Source organism: Parashewanella spongiae, from assembly GCF_004358345.1.
GTDB classification, from domain to species: domain Bacteria; phylum Pseudomonadota; class Gammaproteobacteria; order Enterobacterales; family Shewanellaceae; genus Parashewanella; species Parashewanella spongiae.
Genome location: NZ_CP037952.1, coordinates 41,748 through 59,420 on the forward strand (window position 1 = coordinate 41,748; position 17,673 = coordinate 59,420).

The 17,673-nt window shown below is 42.6% G+C and carries 15 protein-coding genes and 1 pseudogene; 5 read left to right on the top strand and 11 right to left on the bottom strand.

Annotated features, from left to right (window positions below; genetic code table 11):
• The first annotated feature begins 755 nt into the window (after positions 1-755).
• A complete protein-coding gene (gene gorA / locus E2I05_RS00150; protein WP_121853115.1) occupies positions 756-2,111 on the top strand; it encodes a glutathione-disulfide reductase in 1,356 nt (451 codons plus the stop codon).
• 156 nt (positions 2,112-2,267) lie between these two features.
• Entirely contained in the window at positions 2,268-3,491 is a 1,224-nt protein-coding gene (locus E2I05_RS00155; protein ID WP_121853114.1) for a S8 family peptidase, read from the top strand.
• Positions 3,492-3,530: 39 nt separating this feature from the next.
• Here the strand turns inward: E2I05_RS00155 and E2I05_RS00160 are convergent, their stop codons facing one another.
• From E2I05_RS00160 to E2I05_RS00180, 5 genes are all read right to left on the bottom strand, one after another.
• Positions 3,531-4,163 (bottom strand): SCO family protein, encoded by a 633-nt coding sequence (locus E2I05_RS00160; protein WP_121853113.1) that lies wholly within the window; start codon positions 4,161-4,163, stop codon positions 3,531-3,533.
• 67 nt (positions 4,164-4,230) lie between these two features.
• Positions 4,231-5,133 (bottom strand): heme o synthase, encoded by a 903-nt coding sequence (gene cyoE, locus E2I05_RS00165; protein WP_121853133.1) that lies wholly within the window; start codon positions 5,131-5,133, stop codon positions 4,231-4,233.
• A gap of 14 nt (positions 5,134-5,147) precedes the next feature.
• A complete protein-coding gene (locus tag E2I05_RS00170; protein ID WP_121853112.1) occupies positions 5,148-6,128 on the bottom strand; it encodes a COX15/CtaA family protein in 981 nt (326 codons plus the stop codon).
• On the bottom strand, positions 6,128-6,673 hold the full coding sequence (locus E2I05_RS00175) for a hypothetical protein (RefSeq protein WP_121853111.1): 546 nt from the start codon (positions 6,671-6,673) through the stop codon (positions 6,128-6,130). The genes E2I05_RS00170 and E2I05_RS00175 overlap by 1 nt, the downstream gene beginning before the upstream one ends.
• Positions 6,670-7,512 carry an SURF1 family protein gene (locus E2I05_RS00180; RefSeq protein WP_244935408.1) on the bottom strand — a complete coding sequence of 281 codons (843 nt, stop codon included), beginning with the start codon at positions 7,510-7,512 and terminating at the stop codon, positions 6,670-6,672. The genes E2I05_RS00175 and E2I05_RS00180 overlap by 4 nt, the downstream gene beginning before the upstream one ends.
• On the opposite strand from E2I05_RS00180, the gene E2I05_RS00185 reads away from it, so the two are divergent.
• Positions 7,430-7,648, top strand: a complete 219-nt coding sequence (locus E2I05_RS00185) for a DUF2909 domain-containing protein (RefSeq protein WP_121853109.1) — start codon at positions 7,430-7,432, stop codon at positions 7,646-7,648. The two genes, E2I05_RS00180 and E2I05_RS00185, sit on opposite strands and share 83 nt — an antisense overlap.
• Positions 7,649-7,663: 15 nt before the next feature.
• Here E2I05_RS00185 and E2I05_RS00190 read toward each other — a convergent pair whose 3' ends face one another.
• The 6 genes and pseudogenes from E2I05_RS00190 to lexA form a co-directional block, all read right to left on the bottom strand.
• Entirely contained in the window at positions 7,664-8,536 is an 873-nt protein-coding gene (locus E2I05_RS00190) for a cytochrome c oxidase subunit 3 (RefSeq protein ID WP_121853108.1), read from the bottom strand.
• Positions 8,537-9,106, bottom strand: coding sequence for a cytochrome c oxidase assembly protein (locus tag E2I05_RS00195; RefSeq protein WP_121853107.1), 570 nt, complete (start codon positions 9,104-9,106; stop codon positions 8,537-8,539).
• 1 nt (position 9,107) lies between these two features.
• Positions 9,108-10,712, bottom strand: coding sequence for a cytochrome c oxidase subunit I (gene ctaD, locus E2I05_RS00200; RefSeq protein ID WP_121853106.1), 1,605 nt, complete (start codon positions 10,710-10,712; stop codon positions 9,108-9,110).
• A 24-nt stretch (positions 10,713-10,736) separates the two neighbouring features.
• Positions 10,737-11,843 (bottom strand): annotated as a pseudogene (gene coxB, locus E2I05_RS00205) (cytochrome c oxidase subunit II); the annotation flags it as partial.
• A 578-nt stretch (positions 11,844-12,421) separates the two neighbouring features.
• Positions 12,422-12,907, bottom strand: a complete 486-nt coding sequence (locus tag E2I05_RS00210) for a cell division inhibitor SulA (protein ID WP_121853104.1) — start codon at positions 12,905-12,907, stop codon at positions 12,422-12,424.
• The gene (gene lexA / locus E2I05_RS00215; RefSeq protein WP_121853103.1) at positions 12,904-13,521 is read right to left on the bottom strand and encodes a transcriptional repressor LexA; all 618 of its coding nucleotides are present in this window, start codon (positions 13,519-13,521) and stop codon (positions 12,904-12,906) included. The genes E2I05_RS00210 and lexA overlap by 4 nt, the downstream gene beginning before the upstream one ends.
• 225 nt (positions 13,522-13,746) lie before the next feature.
• On the opposite strand from lexA, the gene plsB reads away from it, so the two are divergent.
• Together plsB and E2I05_RS00225 are read left to right on the top strand one after the other, a co-directional pair.
• Positions 13,747-16,200, top strand: a complete 2,454-nt coding sequence (gene plsB / locus E2I05_RS00220) for a glycerol-3-phosphate 1-O-acyltransferase PlsB (RefSeq protein WP_121853102.1) — start codon at positions 13,747-13,749, stop codon at positions 16,198-16,200.
• Complete coding sequence (locus E2I05_RS00225) at positions 16,200-17,447, top strand: aromatic amino acid transport family protein (RefSeq protein ID WP_121853101.1); 1,248 nt, start codon at positions 16,200-16,202, stop codon at positions 17,445-17,447. Before plsB ends, E2I05_RS00225 begins: the two co-directional genes overlap by 1 nt.
• Positions 17,448-17,673: the final 226 nt, after the last annotated feature.

Genomic DNA, 17,673 nt, shown 5'->3' on the forward strand with positions numbered 1-17,673 from the left:
GAATAATTGAATATTCTCAATAAAAATAACAATAGAATAGCGGTATATACGGTCTGTTAAACTGGGAACAAACAGCTTCGCTATTCGGATTAATACCAATTACAGTAATTAAATGCTCAACTCAGAGCTATGTAAGTACCTGTCGATAAGTTCTTTGATAATTATTGTGTTCAGGTTTAGTGCTATACAAGGCGCAATATAGGGCGCATAGCCGTAGCTATGTACCCGAAGTTGTAACACCGTAGAGTGCTGAAGCTGGGCACTAGAAAATCTTAAGAAACTTATGGTCAGGTACTTATGTGTTCAAAATGCAATCGAAATTGATGAAGACATAGTTGTTATCGACAAACAAAACTGTCGTTATTACATTGCTACGTCAAGACAATTTTGAGAAGTATTCTTTATAAATTAAAGTGAGCACATACAAGCTCCCGAAGAGCAAGGCTAAAGGGTTCCATTACTGCGTTACAGGCACTTGAATTATCCCGACAAAAGCACGAAGTGCGTTGAACGCCAGCTTTGTATGGCGGCCGTAGGGAATATAGTACTTCGAGCTTGTGCCTTGCACTGAAACTCTTTAGCTCTTGCTGAGTGAGAGATTAATTACTGTAATTGGTTTAATATTGGGCATAATGATGGCCATCAGAAAGCATATCAATCAATATAAATATGTGGATCAAGCATTTTCATTGATCGCGAGAATGATAAAGTCTCGCATAAAATAATGCATACATTTAGGTACGTTGGAGAATTTAATGGCACAACATTTTGACTATATCTGCTTAGGAGCAGGGAGCGGTGGTATTGCATCAGCGAATCGTGCTGCAATGCGAGGTGCAAAAGTATTATTAATTGAAGCACAACATGTGGGTGGCACTTGTGTCAATGTGGGCTGTGTACCTAAAAAAGTAATGTGGTATGGCGCACAGGTTGCAGAAGCATTGCACTTATATGCAAAAGACTATGGTTTCGATGTTTCAGTCAATAAGTTCGATTGGAATACTTTAGTCGACAGTCGTGAAGCTTACATTGAGCGTATTCATGGTTCCTATGACAGAGGGTTAGCGGCCAATGGCGTGACATTAGTACGCGGCTTCGGAAAATTTGTTGATAGCCGTACTATTGAAGTCAATGGCGAGCAGTACACGGCTGATCATATTTTAGTTGCGACAGGGGGCTCTCCTACCATTCCGAATATTCCTGGCGCAGAGCACGGTATAGATTCAAATGGTTTTTTCGCTTTGCGTGAACAACCTAAAAGAGTGGCTGTGATAGGTGCAGGCTATATTGCCGTCGAGCTTGCTGGTGTATTACAAGCACTAGGCAGTGAAACCCATTTGTTTGTACGTAAACATGCGCCACTGCGAAATTTCGACCCTATGTTGTCACAAGCTTTAGTCGATATAATGGCTGAAGAAGGACCACAACTTCATACTAATAGCACACCTGAGTCGGTCATCAAAAATTTAGACGGCAGCATTACGCTTAAATTGGAGAATGGCACAAGCTACGAGGTCGATTGTTTGATTTGGGCTATTGGCCGCCAACCTGCAACCGCTAACATAGGACTTGAAAACACTCAAGTTCAACTGAATGAGCGTGGTTATATCATCACAGATGAGCAGCAAAACACCACAGACAAAGGCATTTATTGTGTAGGCGATATTATGGCTGGTGGGGTTGAGTTAACTCCTGTTGCTGTAAAAGCAGGGCGGTTATTGTCGGAGCGATTATTTAACGGGATGACAAATGCGAAAATGGATTACACCGTGATCCCAACGGTTGTGTTCAGTCACCCACCCATTGGCACCATGGGATTAACTGAGCCGGAAGCCAAAGCACAGTATGGTGAAGACAAAGTTAAAGTTTATTCGTCTACATTTACATCAATGTATACTGCAGTAACGGCACATCGTCAGCCGTGTAAAATGAAGCTGATTTGTGCTGGAGAGAACGAAGTGGTTGTCGGTATTCATGGTATTGGTTTTGCCATGGATGAAATTCTACAAGGATTTGGCGTTGCGATGAAAATGGGCGCCACCAAGGCCGATTTTGACGCTGTAGTAGCGATACACCCTACAGGCGCTGAGGAATTTGTGACACTTCGTTGATAAACCAAATATTGAAAGCGACACACCTCGAGTTTAGTCGCTTTCGGTTATTATCTAGTCGATTTAGCTCTTTGTATCATGTTTGTTAATGTCGAATACTGTACCGCTTAAACCACTCTAATGGTATTTGGAGTAACGGTTATCGGAGGTTAAGACATGTATAAATGTAGTTCCCTTTATCTCATTGGAGCAATCGGTATTTTTCCACTGAGCATGATGGCAATGGAAAGCCAGCAAGCAATAAACCAATCAACATTATATCCACCCAATCATGATCAGTATATTGTGGTGTTGAAGTCGGATACTCAGCCAATGCTGGTGACGCTCAAAGATAAGCGAAATTATGTCAATCAACAATCTGAAATATTGAAGCAAGCGTTAAATATTGACGTCATAGAGCAATACTCAAGTTCGATTTCAGCATTGCTGGTGCAAGCCGATGACGCTCAGCTTGCGCTGCTGAAGAAAAACCCTATTGTCGATTATGTCGAGCGTAACCTAGAAGTGTCTGTGGGGCCCGTTATCGATAACCTTGACCTTGATGAGGGGAGTACTCAGACAGACGTAGATTGGGGATTAGACCGAATCGATCAACGAGATTTACCGCTGGATAATCAATACGATTATCAATATGACGGTACAGGTGTGACCGCGTACATTATTGATTCAGGCTTGACGGTAAATCATGAGGAGTTTGGTGGACGAGCGAGTGGTTATAACGAAATGTCTGAAGCTGACTGCAAAGGGCATGGTACGCATGTGGCTGGGATCATTGGTAGTAAAACCTACGGTGTCGCTAAGAATGTGAAGCTTGTCGGGCTTAAAGTGCTCAATTGTGCTGGAAAAGGCCGTATATCTGAAATTATTCATGCCATCGACTGGGTTGCTGGACATGGAGTTAGACCAAGTGTTGTTAACCTCAGCCTTGGTAGTAGCCCTTCAAGGGCGGAAGATGCAGCAATTAAAGCATTAGTACATGCGGGTATTCAAGCGATTGTCGCCGCAGGTAATGATAATAAAAATGCCTGCCAGTATAGTCCAGGAAGAGAAGTTCATGCGTTTACAGTAGGTGCGACCACTTATAAAGACAATCGAGCAAGCTTTTCAAATTATGGAGAGTGTGTGAACATTTTTGCACCGGGCTACAAAATTACTTCGACTTACAAAGGTGAGTCAAATACGGCTACGGCAATAATGAATGGCACATCAATGGCGTCACCTTTCGTCACTGGGGTGGCGGTTTTATATTTACAAGAAGATCCACAGTTAACACCAAAAGAGTTGCGGGAAACACTGCTTAATCGTGCGAGCGTAAACAAAATTGGTTATTTGCCGAGAAATACACCCAATAAGCTTGTATATTCCTTACCGAGTGAATAACGAAATGATAAGCAGCCAGTACAAAGGCTGCTTAATATATCAACCTAACTTGTTAATCAATTGATGAATGTCAGCGATCAAATTTTTATTTTTTATTTGAGGCACTTTTCCAACTTCACCTGAAGGTTTTATGATGGCAACACGCTCACCTTTAGGCGAAACAAGTGTCATTGAGGCGCTATGATCAACGACATAATCATCCCCATCACCGACCATGGCATACGCCATCCCTAAATTACGTGTGATTGGCAGCAGTTGTTTATGCTCTCCAGTTACGGCAATGAACTCTTTGTTAAAGAAAGCCGTATAGTCACGCAATTTTTTAGTTGAGTCTCGTTTAGGATCAACAGAAATAAACACAATTTGGAACGGTGCCTCTGCTTTTAATTTTGGGTATGCCGCCGCTAATTTAGTCATGGCTGTTGGGCAAACGTCAGGGCAAGAAGTATACCCAGCAAAAAACAATGTCCATTTACCTTGAAGGCGGCTGTTATCAAAAACCTTTCCGTATTGATCAGTAAGTTGAAAAGCGCGTAACGGTGTTTTTTGGGGATATTCAAAGCTCGTGGTTAAAACTAAAGGCGTAGACTTTTTTTGGTATTGAATTGCCCACGCCGCGCCTAACCCCGCGATAAGAGTCGCAGCTAACCCCAAGGTGATGACTTTTTTCATGTGCTTAACTCCACAAAATAATATGATAGCAATTACAGGAATTAATCTCTTATACCAATTACAGCAATTAACTCCATAAATAATGGTCGACAAGCAAGACCATAAACAATGCCATTAAGTGATAAATTGAGAACTTAAATACCTGCATGGCAAGGCCTGGCTTGTCAGCGTATTTTAGCTGCCAAGCTTTAAAAAGGAACATACAGCTGAGCACGGTTGAGCCGATTAAATAAATAGGGCCTGACATGCCGACAATAACAGGCAGTAAGCACGCTAAACCCAATAACAAGGTATAAAGTAAAATACAGGTTTTGGTAAATTCAATACCATGGGTGACGGGCAACATTGGAATATCTACTTTGGCATACTCCTTCTCACGGTGTATGGCGAGTGCCCAGAAGTGGGGTGGTGTCCATGTAAAGATGATAATCACCAAAAGTAAGGCATTACCATGAAACTCATTCGTAATCGCCGTCCAGCCTAATAATGGTGGCATGGCACCCGCTAAGCCACCAATGACAATGTTTTGTGAGGTAGCGCGTTTTAGATAAGCGGTATAAACCACGGCATAACCCAATAAGCTTGCAAAAGTTAGCCAAGCCGTTAGTGGATTGACCAGAACATAGAGCGTAATAAACCCAAGTGCGCCTATGACTAGGGCAAAAGTTAACGCTCTGGTTACTGAAACGCGACCTTTAGGCAGAGGGCGATTATAGGTGCGTGCCATGATGCCATCAATACGACGATCAATAAGGTGATTCATTGCGGCAGCCGATCCTGCCATTAAGCCGATACCGGCCATACCAAATATCATGGGTTGCAGTGGAATTGCGCCGGGAAGTGCTAGGCACATTCCGACTAATACCGTCAGCAGCATTAATGCGACCACTTTGGGTTTTGTCATTTCCAAATAGTCGCGCCAATAAAGGTTTAAGCGGACTTGGGAGCTCATTGCTATTGGTTTATTCATGTTCCAATCCCTTTTCATGCTTTGCGCCAAATGGCGAAATTAATGTAAACCAAAGACAGTAACAACAAGGCCGCACCGCCATTGTGGGCGACGGCTACTGGTAGAGGTAAATGGTAAACGATATTACTGATACCCAGTGTAAGTTGAACGACAAGCAGCAGTAACATGATGATGGCGCTATTTCGGATTAACTCCGTGCGAGAACGTAATAGCTTAACCGCTAAAATGACAAGTAAAATGCTTGTGATGATTGCGCCAATTCGGTGGCTGACGTGAATCGTCATCCGAGTCGCATAATCTAATACCCCATATTCAAAGCTTAAATGCTCGCCTTGAAAAGGAGAAAATGCGTTGGCTATTTTTAAATTGTTAATCCAGTCACCTTGGCAAAAAGGTAAGGTGGTGCAAGCCATCGCGGCATAATTTGATGACGTCCACCCACCTAAAATAATTTGAAGGACTAAAACAATCAGTGCCGCTAGAGCCAGTCCTGAATATTGACGAGCATGGGCATCACCACCGTACAAATTGAGTGGCTTAATTCGTAGGTACAAAATAAACAGTAATGAAATTAAACTAAATCCGCCGAGTAAATGAGACATGACCACTACAGGCATCAATTTCATGGTGACGGTCCACATGCCCAGTAAAGCCTGAAAAATTATCAAAGCGGCAATAAAACTGGGCAAAAATTTAGGCGCATTCTGTTTTCTTAAACAATAAATGAGAATGCCTAATACCATTAACCCTAAAATACCCGCAAGATAACGATGGATCATCTCAAGCCATGCTTTTTCAGGTTCTATCTCGGCGTTAGGAAAATGGGTTTCGACTTTTTCAAGTTCATGGGCTTGGGAAGGCACTTTTAAGTGTCCATAACAACCGGGCCAATCGGGGCAGCCAAGACCTGCATCAGCGAGGCGAGTATAAGCCCCCATTAAAATGACGATAAAGGCAAAGACAATGGTCAGTTTTAATATGTGAGTTAATTTCATCAGCCAACCCTTGATAATTTAAGCATTTTTCGAAGATCATTCATCATAGCTTTACCTTGCAGCAATAATTGTTGCTGATCGCTCTGCATCGGATAACGGGTCACAAGCTTTCCAATTGGGTCGACAATAATGATTTGTTGCTGTTGCAGCTCTTGTTGTAGCGCTTTACTGGCTTTTGCTGTTTCAAATTGATAATCAGCAAGGGCTGTTAAGTCACTGTTCGGCTGCGTGGCAATCAGCGGGATGACACGATCTTGTTCACGACCAAGGGCGAGGTAAGTTTGGTGTAAAAGATACAATTGTTGTTTGCAATTTTGCTCACATTGAGTCGGTAATAAATACACCAGTTGCCATTTCTCTGGATTGGGATTTTCCATCAACAAATTTTGATAACTGAGATTTTCAGGCAACAGTTCACCCTTATTGGTTGCCGCACCTTGATACCAGTTCATATTGAGAACTAATTTAGCGGCAATGACGGGGATCAAAAATACCGCAGCCAACATAAATAATATTTTTGTGTTCTTCTTTTTCGGGGAGTTCATCCGTGCTCCTTTATTGTTATTTTTTTACGGTGAGTGTAGAAAACAAATAATCCAATGAATAACAGCGCGCTAGCCATTGAAAACCATTGCACGGCATAACCAAAATGTTTATCCGATGAAAGCGGTAGAGGTTGCCACGGCTTACCAAGGGGTTGATGGTTTTGGTCATAAACCACCGTTTCAGGCTGTAACACCAGCGGTGCTAATGGGTGATTAATATAGTGAGATAACTGCTGAATGTTGAGATTCTGAATTCTTGTAGGGTTTCCTGATTCAGCAAAAAGATCATGGCTAAGTGGATTGATCTGTCGTTGATAAACTCGGCCAGATAATGATTCTGTATGAGTAAAAGGTTGTAAGCTTGGTAAAGTGCTGCGCTGTGCGGTTACTGGGATAAAACCTAACTCAACCAACAACCATGGTTGGTCTACAGAGATCTGCATGACTTGGTAGGCAAGGTAACCAACACGGTTCTTGAATGTTTGATTATCTAAAAAAATGATAGGAGTATCAGTTGGACTGACTTGTACGGATAAATTAAATCCAGTTAACGACTGTTGTGTTGAGTTGATTAGAATTTCGTTGTAACTGAGGGGCGCTTGTTGTTGTCTAAGTTGCAGTTGTTGCTCCATGGTTTGTTTTTCATTGCCACGTTCTAATTGCCAAAACCCAAGCTTGATTAAAAAACAAAATAAAGACAGAGTAAGTAGACAACCTAAAACATTGCGATTAAACAATCGATTACGAGGAGATCCGATGGATACCTTACTGCTGTTTAAACTAGTATTAGTACTTCTACTGCTTTTCATCATTTTTAATTTAGGTCGAGCCCTAGTCATTATGGTCAAAAGTGATAATAAACATCCCATGAGCCATTATTTAGGCCGTAGGGTGTTAATCTCAGCATTAGTGGTTGTAGCGTTAATTTTGGCTATTGGATTTGGGTGGCTTCACCCAAATCCAACGCCGTTTTAAAAGTTATCTATCCAACTACAAGATATAAACAAAAACAAACAGGCATAGCCAAACTACGTCGACAAAATGCCAGTACCAGCTACCTGCCTGAAATCCAAAATGGTTTTCAGGTGTGAAGTGGCCTTTTAATACTCGGAAAAACAACACGATTAAGAAGACTGTACCCAGCGTGACGTGCATTCCGTGGAAGCCAGTCAACATGAAGAAGGTATTGCCATAAACACCAGATTGCAGCGTGAGCCCCATTTCGGTGTAGGCATGGGTATATTCTTCGACTTGTAGGAAGAGGAAAACAATACCTAAAACAATGGTTAGACCTAACCATATTTTCAGCGCAGTACGTTTGCTCTTTTCTAAACTCGTGTGGGCAAAATGAAGTGTCACGGATGACACTAACAGGATGAGGGTGTTTGCCAGTGGCAGTCCTGTCCAAGCCATCGCTTCAGTTTTGGTTCCATCAGGTGTGGTGATTAGCGGCCAAACGGCTTCAAATGTTGGCCATAACACTTCATGTGTCATGGCATTGTTTGATGCACCGCCGAGCCAGGGAACGGAAAAAATGCGAATGAAAAACAATGCGCCAAAAAACGCACCGAAAAACATTACTTCAGAGAAAATAAACCAGCTCATTCCTTGGCGGAATGAACGGTCCATCTGATCTGAATACAAGCCGCTCATGGATTCGCTGATAACCGTGCGAAACCAGCCGAAAACCATATATAAAATGGTCGCAACGCCTGCTAATAACGTATAAAAACCCCAACTCGAGTCAGTATCGAGTTGAGCAATAAAATGTCCAGCACCAAAGGCGATTAAAAATAATCCGATGGCGCCGACAATGGGCCAGGCACTTTGCGCTGGCACATAATAACTTTGATGTGTGCTCATTTAGCTTGCTCCTTGCGCTTTCTCTAATGCCGCTCCTAAGGTTTTACCTGTGATGTCATAGAGAGTGTAAGAGAGTGTCAAAGTAGTAATGGATTCAGGCAGTTCTGGATCCACGAAAAAAACCAGAGGTAAGTCAGCTTTCGTATTGGGTTCGAGCGGTTGTTGGGTAAAACAAAAACACTCAGTCTTGTGAAAATAAATCGCGGCTTGCCCGGGAGAGACTGACGGTATCGCTTGCGCAATCATCCTAGTATTAGAAGTATTGTTAGCAAAAAATACTGTGTGTACCAGCTCGCCGGGGTGCACCTTTATTTGGTTTATCGTGGGGCCAAAATCCCACGACATACCCGGTGCGGTTTGCGCGACAAACTCCACATTGATGGTGCGAGTTTTATCAACAACTTGCTGTTGATCATACGATTTAGCTATGGTGTTGGTTTTGCCGTTAATGCCGAGTTGTTTGCACATGACGTCGTACAAAGGCACAAGGGCAAACCCAAACCCGAACATGGCAATGGAGCCGAAGGCTAACCAGTAGATCAGCTTTTTGTTGGATTTGGGTGCGGTCATATTACTTAATCTCCGGTGGTGTGGTGAATGAGTGATAAGGTGCTGGGCTTGGGATAGTCCATTCTAAACCTTCTGCACCATCCCACGGCTTTGCAGCCGCTTTTTCACCACCACGAATGCACTTGATCACTAACACTAAGAAAATCAATTGAGATAAACCAAAGGCAAAACCGCCGATAGAAACAATCTCATTAATATTGGCAAACTGAATGTTGTAATCAGGAATACGACGCGGCATGCCTGCTAAACCTAAAAAGTGCATTGGGAAAAACAGCACATTCACTGATATCACCGAGCACCAAAAGTGCCACTTGGCCAATGTGTCGCTGTACATATATCCGGTCCATTTCGGCAGCCAATAATAGGTGGCGGCCATAATGGAGAATACAGCACCTGTCACAAGTACATAATGGAAATGGGCGACGACAAAGTAAGTGTCATGGTATTGGAAGTCCGCGGGAGTGATAGCCAGCATTAAGCCAGAAAATCCCCCAAATGTGAACAGCACGATAAAGGCAATGGCAAACAGCATTGGTGGTTCAAAGGACAGTGAGCCACGCCACATGGTGGCTATCCAATTGAATACTTTTACCCCAGTTGGGATGGCAATCAACATGGTGCAATACATGAAAAAGAGCTCTGCGACCACCGGCATACCAGTCGTAAACATGTGATGTGCCCACACTAAGAAGGACAAAATCGCAATGCTTGATGTGGCATACACCATTGAGGCATAACCAAACAGTTTTTTACGACTGAAGGCCGGAACAATGGCTGAGATAATACCGAAAGCTGGTAAAATCATGATGTACACTTCAGGGTGACCGAAGAACCAGAAAATATGCTGGAACATGACAGGATCGCCACCACCTGCAGCATCAAAAAAGCTCGTTCCGAAGTATTTATCAGTGAGAACCATGGTGACAGCGCCAGCCAAAACAGGCATTACTGCAATCAACAAGAAAGCGGTAATTAGCCACGTCCACACAAACAATGGCAGCTTCATCCATGTCATACCTGGTGCACGCATATTCACGATGGTAACTACCACGTTGATGGCTCCCATAATGGAGCTTATCCCCATGATATGGATTGCAAATACGAATAGGGCGGTACTATCACCACTGTAGGTAGTTGATAATGGAGCGTAGAATGTCCAACCGAAGTTCGGGCCGCCACCTTCCATGAATAAAGAGCTCAAGAGGATTAAAAACGCGAAGGGTAAAATCCAAAAGCTCCAGTTATTCATTCTTGGCAGTGCCATGTCGGGTGCGCCAATCATCATCGGAATAAGCCAGTTTGCTAAGCCGGTAAAAGCTGGCATCACAGCGCCAAAGACCATGATAAGACCATGAACCGTGGTCATCTGGTTGAAGAAGTTAGGTTCAACCAATTGTAAACCCGGTTCAAAAAGCTCAGCACGGATCACCATTGCCATGGCACCGCCGGTCAAAAACATAATGAAGCTTAGCCACAAATATAAGGTACCGATATCTTTATGGTTTGTCGTCAAAATCCAACGCATAATGCCTTTGGGTTGCTCGTGATGATCATGATCATCATGGACAGTGACGTCGTCATTGGTTTGAGGGTTTAATGTTGTCATCGTTATCCCTTACTGTCCTTGGTTACTAACATCAACGGCTTGAACCACATCGCCAGTGTCATTACCCCAAGCATTTCGCTCGTAAGTAACTACAGCAGCAATTTCTTCAGCCGTCAGCTGTTTCTCAAATGATTGCATCGCTGTCCCAGTGACTCCGTGCTTCACGACACTAATGTGATGCTCTACTGGACCAATGACAACAGGGCTTGCTCTAAGATGTGGGAAAACGCCAGGAAGCCCCATTCCATTAGGTTGGTGACAAGCGGCACAATGTGCCATATACACTTGCTCACCTTTAGCAAACAGCTCATCTTTAGTCAGCGTCTTTGATAAAGAAGCTTTTGCGGTTTCAGCCGCTTGAGCGACAGCTTGTTTTTGAGATGTTAACCAAGTATCAAAGGCTTCTGGGGATACAGCTTTTACCACGATAGGCATAAATCCATGATCTTTGCCACATAGCTCAGCGCATTGACCGCGAAAGGTGCCTTCTTCATCGATCCGTGCCCATGCCTCATTAATGAAACCGGGGTTGGCGTCTTTTTTGACGGCAAAAGCGGGCATCCACCATGAATGAATCACATCATCGGAGGTCACCAAAAAGCGGATCTTTTTATTGGTAGGCAGCACTAAAGGCTTATCTACTTCTTTGAGGTAAAATTCACCCTTGGCGGCTTGATTTTCTATTTGTTCTCTCGGCGTAGAAAGAACACTATAAAAACCAACGCCTTCATTGAAGTAATCGTAATGCCATTTCCACTGAGACCCGGTAATTTTAATGGTTAGATCCGCATCACTTGGATCCTCCATATCAATCAGAGTCTTGGTGGCAGGAATAGCCATTCCGATTAGGATTAAAAAGGGAATAACAGTCCAAAGAATTTCCACTTTTGTACTTTCGTGAAAATTAGCGGCAACCGCCCCTTTGGATTTACGATGTTTGAACATGGCATAAAACATAATACCAAAGACAACCACCCCAATCGCGCAACAAATATAAAATATTGTCATATGGAGGTGATAGACCTCATGACTAATTCTTGTTACTCCCTGCGTCATATTTAAGGGCGTATCTGTTGCCCAGACGGATGGCGCATACACTGCAGCCAATAAACAATACAACAATTGCTTCACTAGACGTCTCCTCTGCCGATTGCGAAAAGCAACTACAAAGAAAAGTCACACAGGAATACTCTGCTCTATGTAAACTCTTCAGTTCCCTAAAAAGCTTGATATCAAAGTGCCATTGTGGTGAGTTCACTTCAAATTAATACAAAGACTGCTGCTACAAGCGTCAGCAATTATTTCACTATCAGTGTATCAATTTGATATTGCTTGTTATTACGACTTCCGGTGTTAACCACACGTGCGCTTAATTCTGAATTATCATTTTTGAAACCAATCATGAATGTGACTGTTTTAATCACAGGGAACCAACAAGCTCCTAAATGATCGTAAAACAAGACTGATCGGTCGTACTTCAGCTTTAACTGGGTTTTTCTTTAAGACATTTGTCTTGATTTTAAAAGACGATAATCGCCTTGCAGTAACAAGGAAATAAATTATTACTGGAGCCTACATTACTTGCTGGTCAGAGATTGATCAAGATCATGTTTTAGCTAATTTACTGAAAAAATAACCGAATTATGCTCGGTTAAGTCATTGTTTATGGTAAAGAGCGTGAGTTTTTAAGGGGTGTAGGGTTTTGTTTATCAATGAACAGCATTGATAAATTGTTTTTGCCAAGCGTCAATATCTAGTGTTTTTGAGGACGTTTTAGGTTGAGTTTGCAAAATAATGCCAATGGCTTTTGCACTTTTATTCACCAGTTCAAGTCGGCGGTTATCTTTTGCATCTAACTCTGCTGCCCAACAAATGACAGCACTATTGGTTCCACTTGTGAGTGCTTTTTCCATGGCCCACAGTGATTCGACATCGTCTCTAGCGTGGACTAACAAAACCTTATTCATTGACACGCCTGCTTGGGAAAGGATCGACTTATAATCGATTGAAGGCGGGTTAATTAATACAATCCAACGACCTAATTTACTCAATTGAGCCATTTTGCTACTGAGTTGAATTAATTCATCAATACCGGAAGTATCAGAACTCATGGTACTTACGGTTTGAGGCTGATTTGTGGTTGTAGCGGTCTGCCAAATACCGGGGTGATGAAGCGGAATGGCGCTCGATATCATAACCAAGCTCCGTTACGGATAACCCCAACCGCTAATCCTTCAATGGTTAATTGCTGATGAGTAAGATCGACTTTTATTGGTTGGTAGTCATCATTTTCGGCATGTAAATATACGACCTTGCCTTTTTTCTCGAAACGTTTAACCGTAACGTCATCTTCAACTCTGGCCACAACAACTTGACCATTCACCGCTTGCTGCTGTTTATGCACGGCCAGTAAGTCGCCTTCAAGGATGCCAATGTTTTTCATACTGTCGCCACGGACGCGTAATAAAAAGTCAGCGGCAGGACGAAACATGGTGGCATCAACTTGGTAATGCTGCTCAACATGTTGTTCGGCTAATATAGGTTCTCCGGCCGCGACTTGGCCGATAAGTGGCAAACCTAGATCGGGCTCTGTAATTTCTTGAGTGAGTCGTAAGCCGCGAGATGTACCAGCGAGTATTTCAATATAACCTTTTTTGGCCAGTGCTTTTAGATGCTCTTCAGCGGCATTGGCACTTTTAAAGCCAAGACGACGGGCGATTTCAGCGCGAGTCGGAGGCATACCGGTTTCAATAATATTGCACTTGATGAGCTCAAGGATTTCAGACTGTCTTGGAGTCAGTGGTCTCATAATTTCGCCTGTTTGTCTATACAGTTACTGGTATTATATACAGTAACTACCTTTGTGCAAGTCTTAATCAATAATACATATTTAACTGTAGGTTTGGTTCACTCCGATAATAATTTGGTATGAAGTAGTGATCAGCTACCGAATTAAGGCTTACTTATGAATTTTGTGGTTAAGTTTGTTATCCTAGCCCACAGTCTTTTGTGATCTTAGAATTAAATTAGCATTATGGGTAAACATAACTCTTGGTTTTTTAAGTTGCTGCGCTTATTGCAGAAATGGTTCGTTCATAGTGTCATCGTTCCTCAAAACCCATTTTCAGATTTGAATCTTCAAGCGGATAAGCCGGTTGTGTATGTCATGAAAACTGAGTCGGTCAGTGATATCGCGGTGCTCAGTCAAACCGCTCAGGAACTTGGTTTACCGAGTCCTTACGATAGTATTAGGATTGCTGGTACAACATTGCCCCGAGTTGTATGTCTTGAGTCTGCCAAACCGCTATTTCGGAACAAGCCTTCGAGCAATCGTTTCTTAATTCCCTTTCAGAATCTTCTAAAGTTTCATCAGCAAGACGCTGAACTCGATATTCAATTGTTACCGGTAAGCGTGTATTGGGGACGTGTGCCGGGTAAAGAGCAAGACACCATGAAAGCGGCGGTATTAGAGCGTGAAAGTCCGACATGGTTGCGTAAATGCTTAATGATTTTGTTTTTAGGTCGGCATAATTTTATTCAATTTTCAAACACAGTATCTTTGGCTGATATGGCAAAGCAGCATGGCACCGACCAAGCTATTGCACACAAACTTTCGCGCGTTGCTCGAGTACATTTCCGTCGTCAGCGTAAGGTAATGACGGGCCCTGATTTACCAAATCGTCAAACCTTGTTTAGGCAGTTATTAAAATCTCCGACCATTGTGAAAGCTATTGCGGAAGAGGCCAACAGTAAGAAAATTACTGAAGAACAAGCGAAGAAAAAAGCAGAGTCGTATCTGAATGAGATTGCAGCCAATTACTCGGATAGTTTAGTGCGAATTGCCGAACGCTTTTTAACTTGGTTATGGAACAAATTATATAAAGGCATCAATATCAAGGGCGCGGAGTCTGTTCGTAAACTGCATCATGATGGTCACGAAATTGTGTATGTCCCCTGTCATCGCAGTCATATGGATTATCTGCTTTTATCTTACATTTTATATTATCAAGGTATGGTGCCGCCACACATCGCTGCGGGGATTAATTTAAACTTTTGGCCAGCAGGCCCGATGTTTAGAAAAGGTGGCGCGTTTTTTATCCGCCGTAGTTTTCGTGGTAATAAGCTTTACACCGCGGTGTTTCGTAGTTATCTAGATCAATTGTTTACTAAGGGCTATTCCGTCGAATACTTTACCGAAGGCGGCCGCTCTCGTACGGGGCGTTTATTAGCACCTAAAACTGGTATGTTGGCGATGACCATTAACAGCGTGTTGCGTGGCATTGAGCGTCCGGTCACTTTAGTACCAGTTTATCTTGGTTATGATCATGTGATGGAAGTGTCGACTTATCACAAAGAGTTAAGTGGTAAGAAAAAACAGAAAGAATCCGTATGGCAGGTATTTAGCGCCCTACGTAAACTCGGCAACTTTGGTCAAGGTTATGTTAATTTTGGTGAGCCAATTAATATTCAGCAGTATTTATCTGCCAACGCCCCCCAATGGCGTGAAGAAATGGCTCTTGATACGGAGCAAAAACCTAAGTGGCTTACGCCTGTGGTGAATGGACTGGCTAATCAAGTCATGACGGGGATAAATGGAGCTGCCGCCGCAAGTTCAGTCACGCTTATTAGTTTGATCTTACTGGCCGCCAAGCAAAATTCGTTAGAAAGACCCATGCTCGAAAAGCAACTGGCTTTATATTTAAAATTATTGGTTACTGTGCCGTACACTGAATTCACTTCAGTACCTGAAGGTGATGCTAAGTTACTGCTAGAGCAAGGGCTAGAGCTTAATAAATTCACTATTGAATCGGATCCTCTGGGTGACATTATTTCTTTGGATGAGAAACAAGCCCGTAATATGACCTATTACCGCAACAATATCGTTCACTTGTTGATATTGCCATCTCTTATTGCTCGTTGCATTTTGCGTTTAGAATCTTGTTGTTTTGATAAAGTTTATCGAGTGATTCAACAACAATATCCACTGCTGCAAGCAGAGCTTTATCTTCAAATTGAATCTCTTGATGTGTATGTTCAAAACATGATTAATTTGTTTATAGAGCAGCAGTTAATCACCACGTCACAACAAGGCGATACTGAGCACTTAGTGATCCAATCTGATGGAGCTAGCCAACTCGAATTGTTGGCAGAAACCACCAGCGAAATGCAACAACGATACGCCATTATCTTTAACTTATTAGCACTTCAACCCGATATTGAACGCGCTGATTTAGAGCGTGAAAGCCATCAGCTTGCTAAACATATAGGCTCGCTGCATGGTATTGCCGCTCCTGAGTTCTACGATAAAAAACTGTATGCCACCCTTACTGTCAAACTGAAGGACATGGGGTTGTTAGGCCAACAGCAACAAGCGCAAGTGGATGATATTGGGCAACAATTAAACCAGTTGCTTGATCCCTCTTTAAAACAAACACTGATTAACGGTGTGCATCAAACGCAGCGTGTAGAACAAGGACTATTAAATTAATGCCAATATCTGAAAAGGGAATTCAAAAGAAACAATCGATCATTGGCGGCGCAATGATTGTCGCTGGAACGGCTGTTGGGGCGGGGATGTTTTCGCTGCCTGTGGTTGGCTCTGGGATGTGGTTTAGCTATTCAGTGTTGATGTTAATTGGTGTTTGGTTGTTTATGGTGTTGGGTGGCCTGCTGTTATTGGAAGCGAACCTGCATTATGAAGCTGGGGTCAGCTTTGATAGTTTAGCTAAAAATATTCTTGGAAAGTTCTGGCGAGTCGTCAACGGTATCTCCATTGCTTTTTTGATGTATGTATTAACCTATGCGTACGTCAGCGGCGGAGGTTCGATAGTGGATCTCAGCTTCCAAGAAGCAGGTCTTCATTTGCCAGCAGAATGGTCAGGCTTGTTATTTTCTGTGGTATTGGCAAGTTTTGTGATTGTGGGCACGAAGCAAGTGAGCCGGATCTCGACCATTATGCTCGGTGGGATGATCCTGTGCTTTTTCTTCGCGACCAGTAATTTGTTATGGGAAATTGATCCTGTAAACTTATGGTTGCCTAATACTGACTCACATTATGCACCTTATATGCTCGCTGCTTTGCCAATTGGTTTAGCCAGTTTTGGTTATCAGGGTGTTATTCCAAGTTTAGTCAAACATTATGATAAGTCCGCGTCACAAGTCATTAAAGCGATTTTAGTGGGCACTTTGCTTGCGTTAATCATCTACATTAGCTGGCTAGTGGTCACTATGGGCAATATTCAGCGTAATGATTTCATTAATATTATTAATATGGGCGGCAACATGGGGGCAATGGTAGGAGCATTGACCGATGTTGTTGACAGTAATCTATTATCTAAGCTGCTCACACTATTTGCTAATTTAGCGGTTGCTTCGTCATTCTTAGGGGTAAGTTTAGGGCTGTTTGATTACCTTGCTGATCTGTTTGGTTTTGATAATTCATGGGGTGGAAGAATAAAAACAGGGCTCATTACTTTTGTTCCTCCAACTGTTTTAGGAGTGTTCTACCCCAATGGATTTATTTTAGCGATAGGGTTTGCGGCATTAGCTGGTGCGATTTCTGTGGCAATAACACCAGCATTAATGGCGTTAAAAGTGCGTAAACTTTTTCCGAATAGTGTCACTTTTAAAACACCGGGTGGGGCAACAGTAGCATGGCTAGTGTTGATCTATGGGGTGGTGATAATGGTTTGCCACATATTAAAGATGCTTGGGCTCTTACCTGTCTATGGCTAAATGACTGGGGGCTCAGCCTAAATAATGTGAAGATATAAGGAGAAAGTTCCGTTGTTTTAAAAAGTTAGGAACATGTAAAGGTAATATGTCCATTTAGTTCTTTCTAAATGATGTTAGCTAAAATTTCAAATTCAAAAAAATGCCAGATTTTGTTGTTTTAACCGAAATGGCGACTAAGTGGTTTTAAAGGTGAAAACCATTTACAGGTATCCTTATTTGTTCGCTT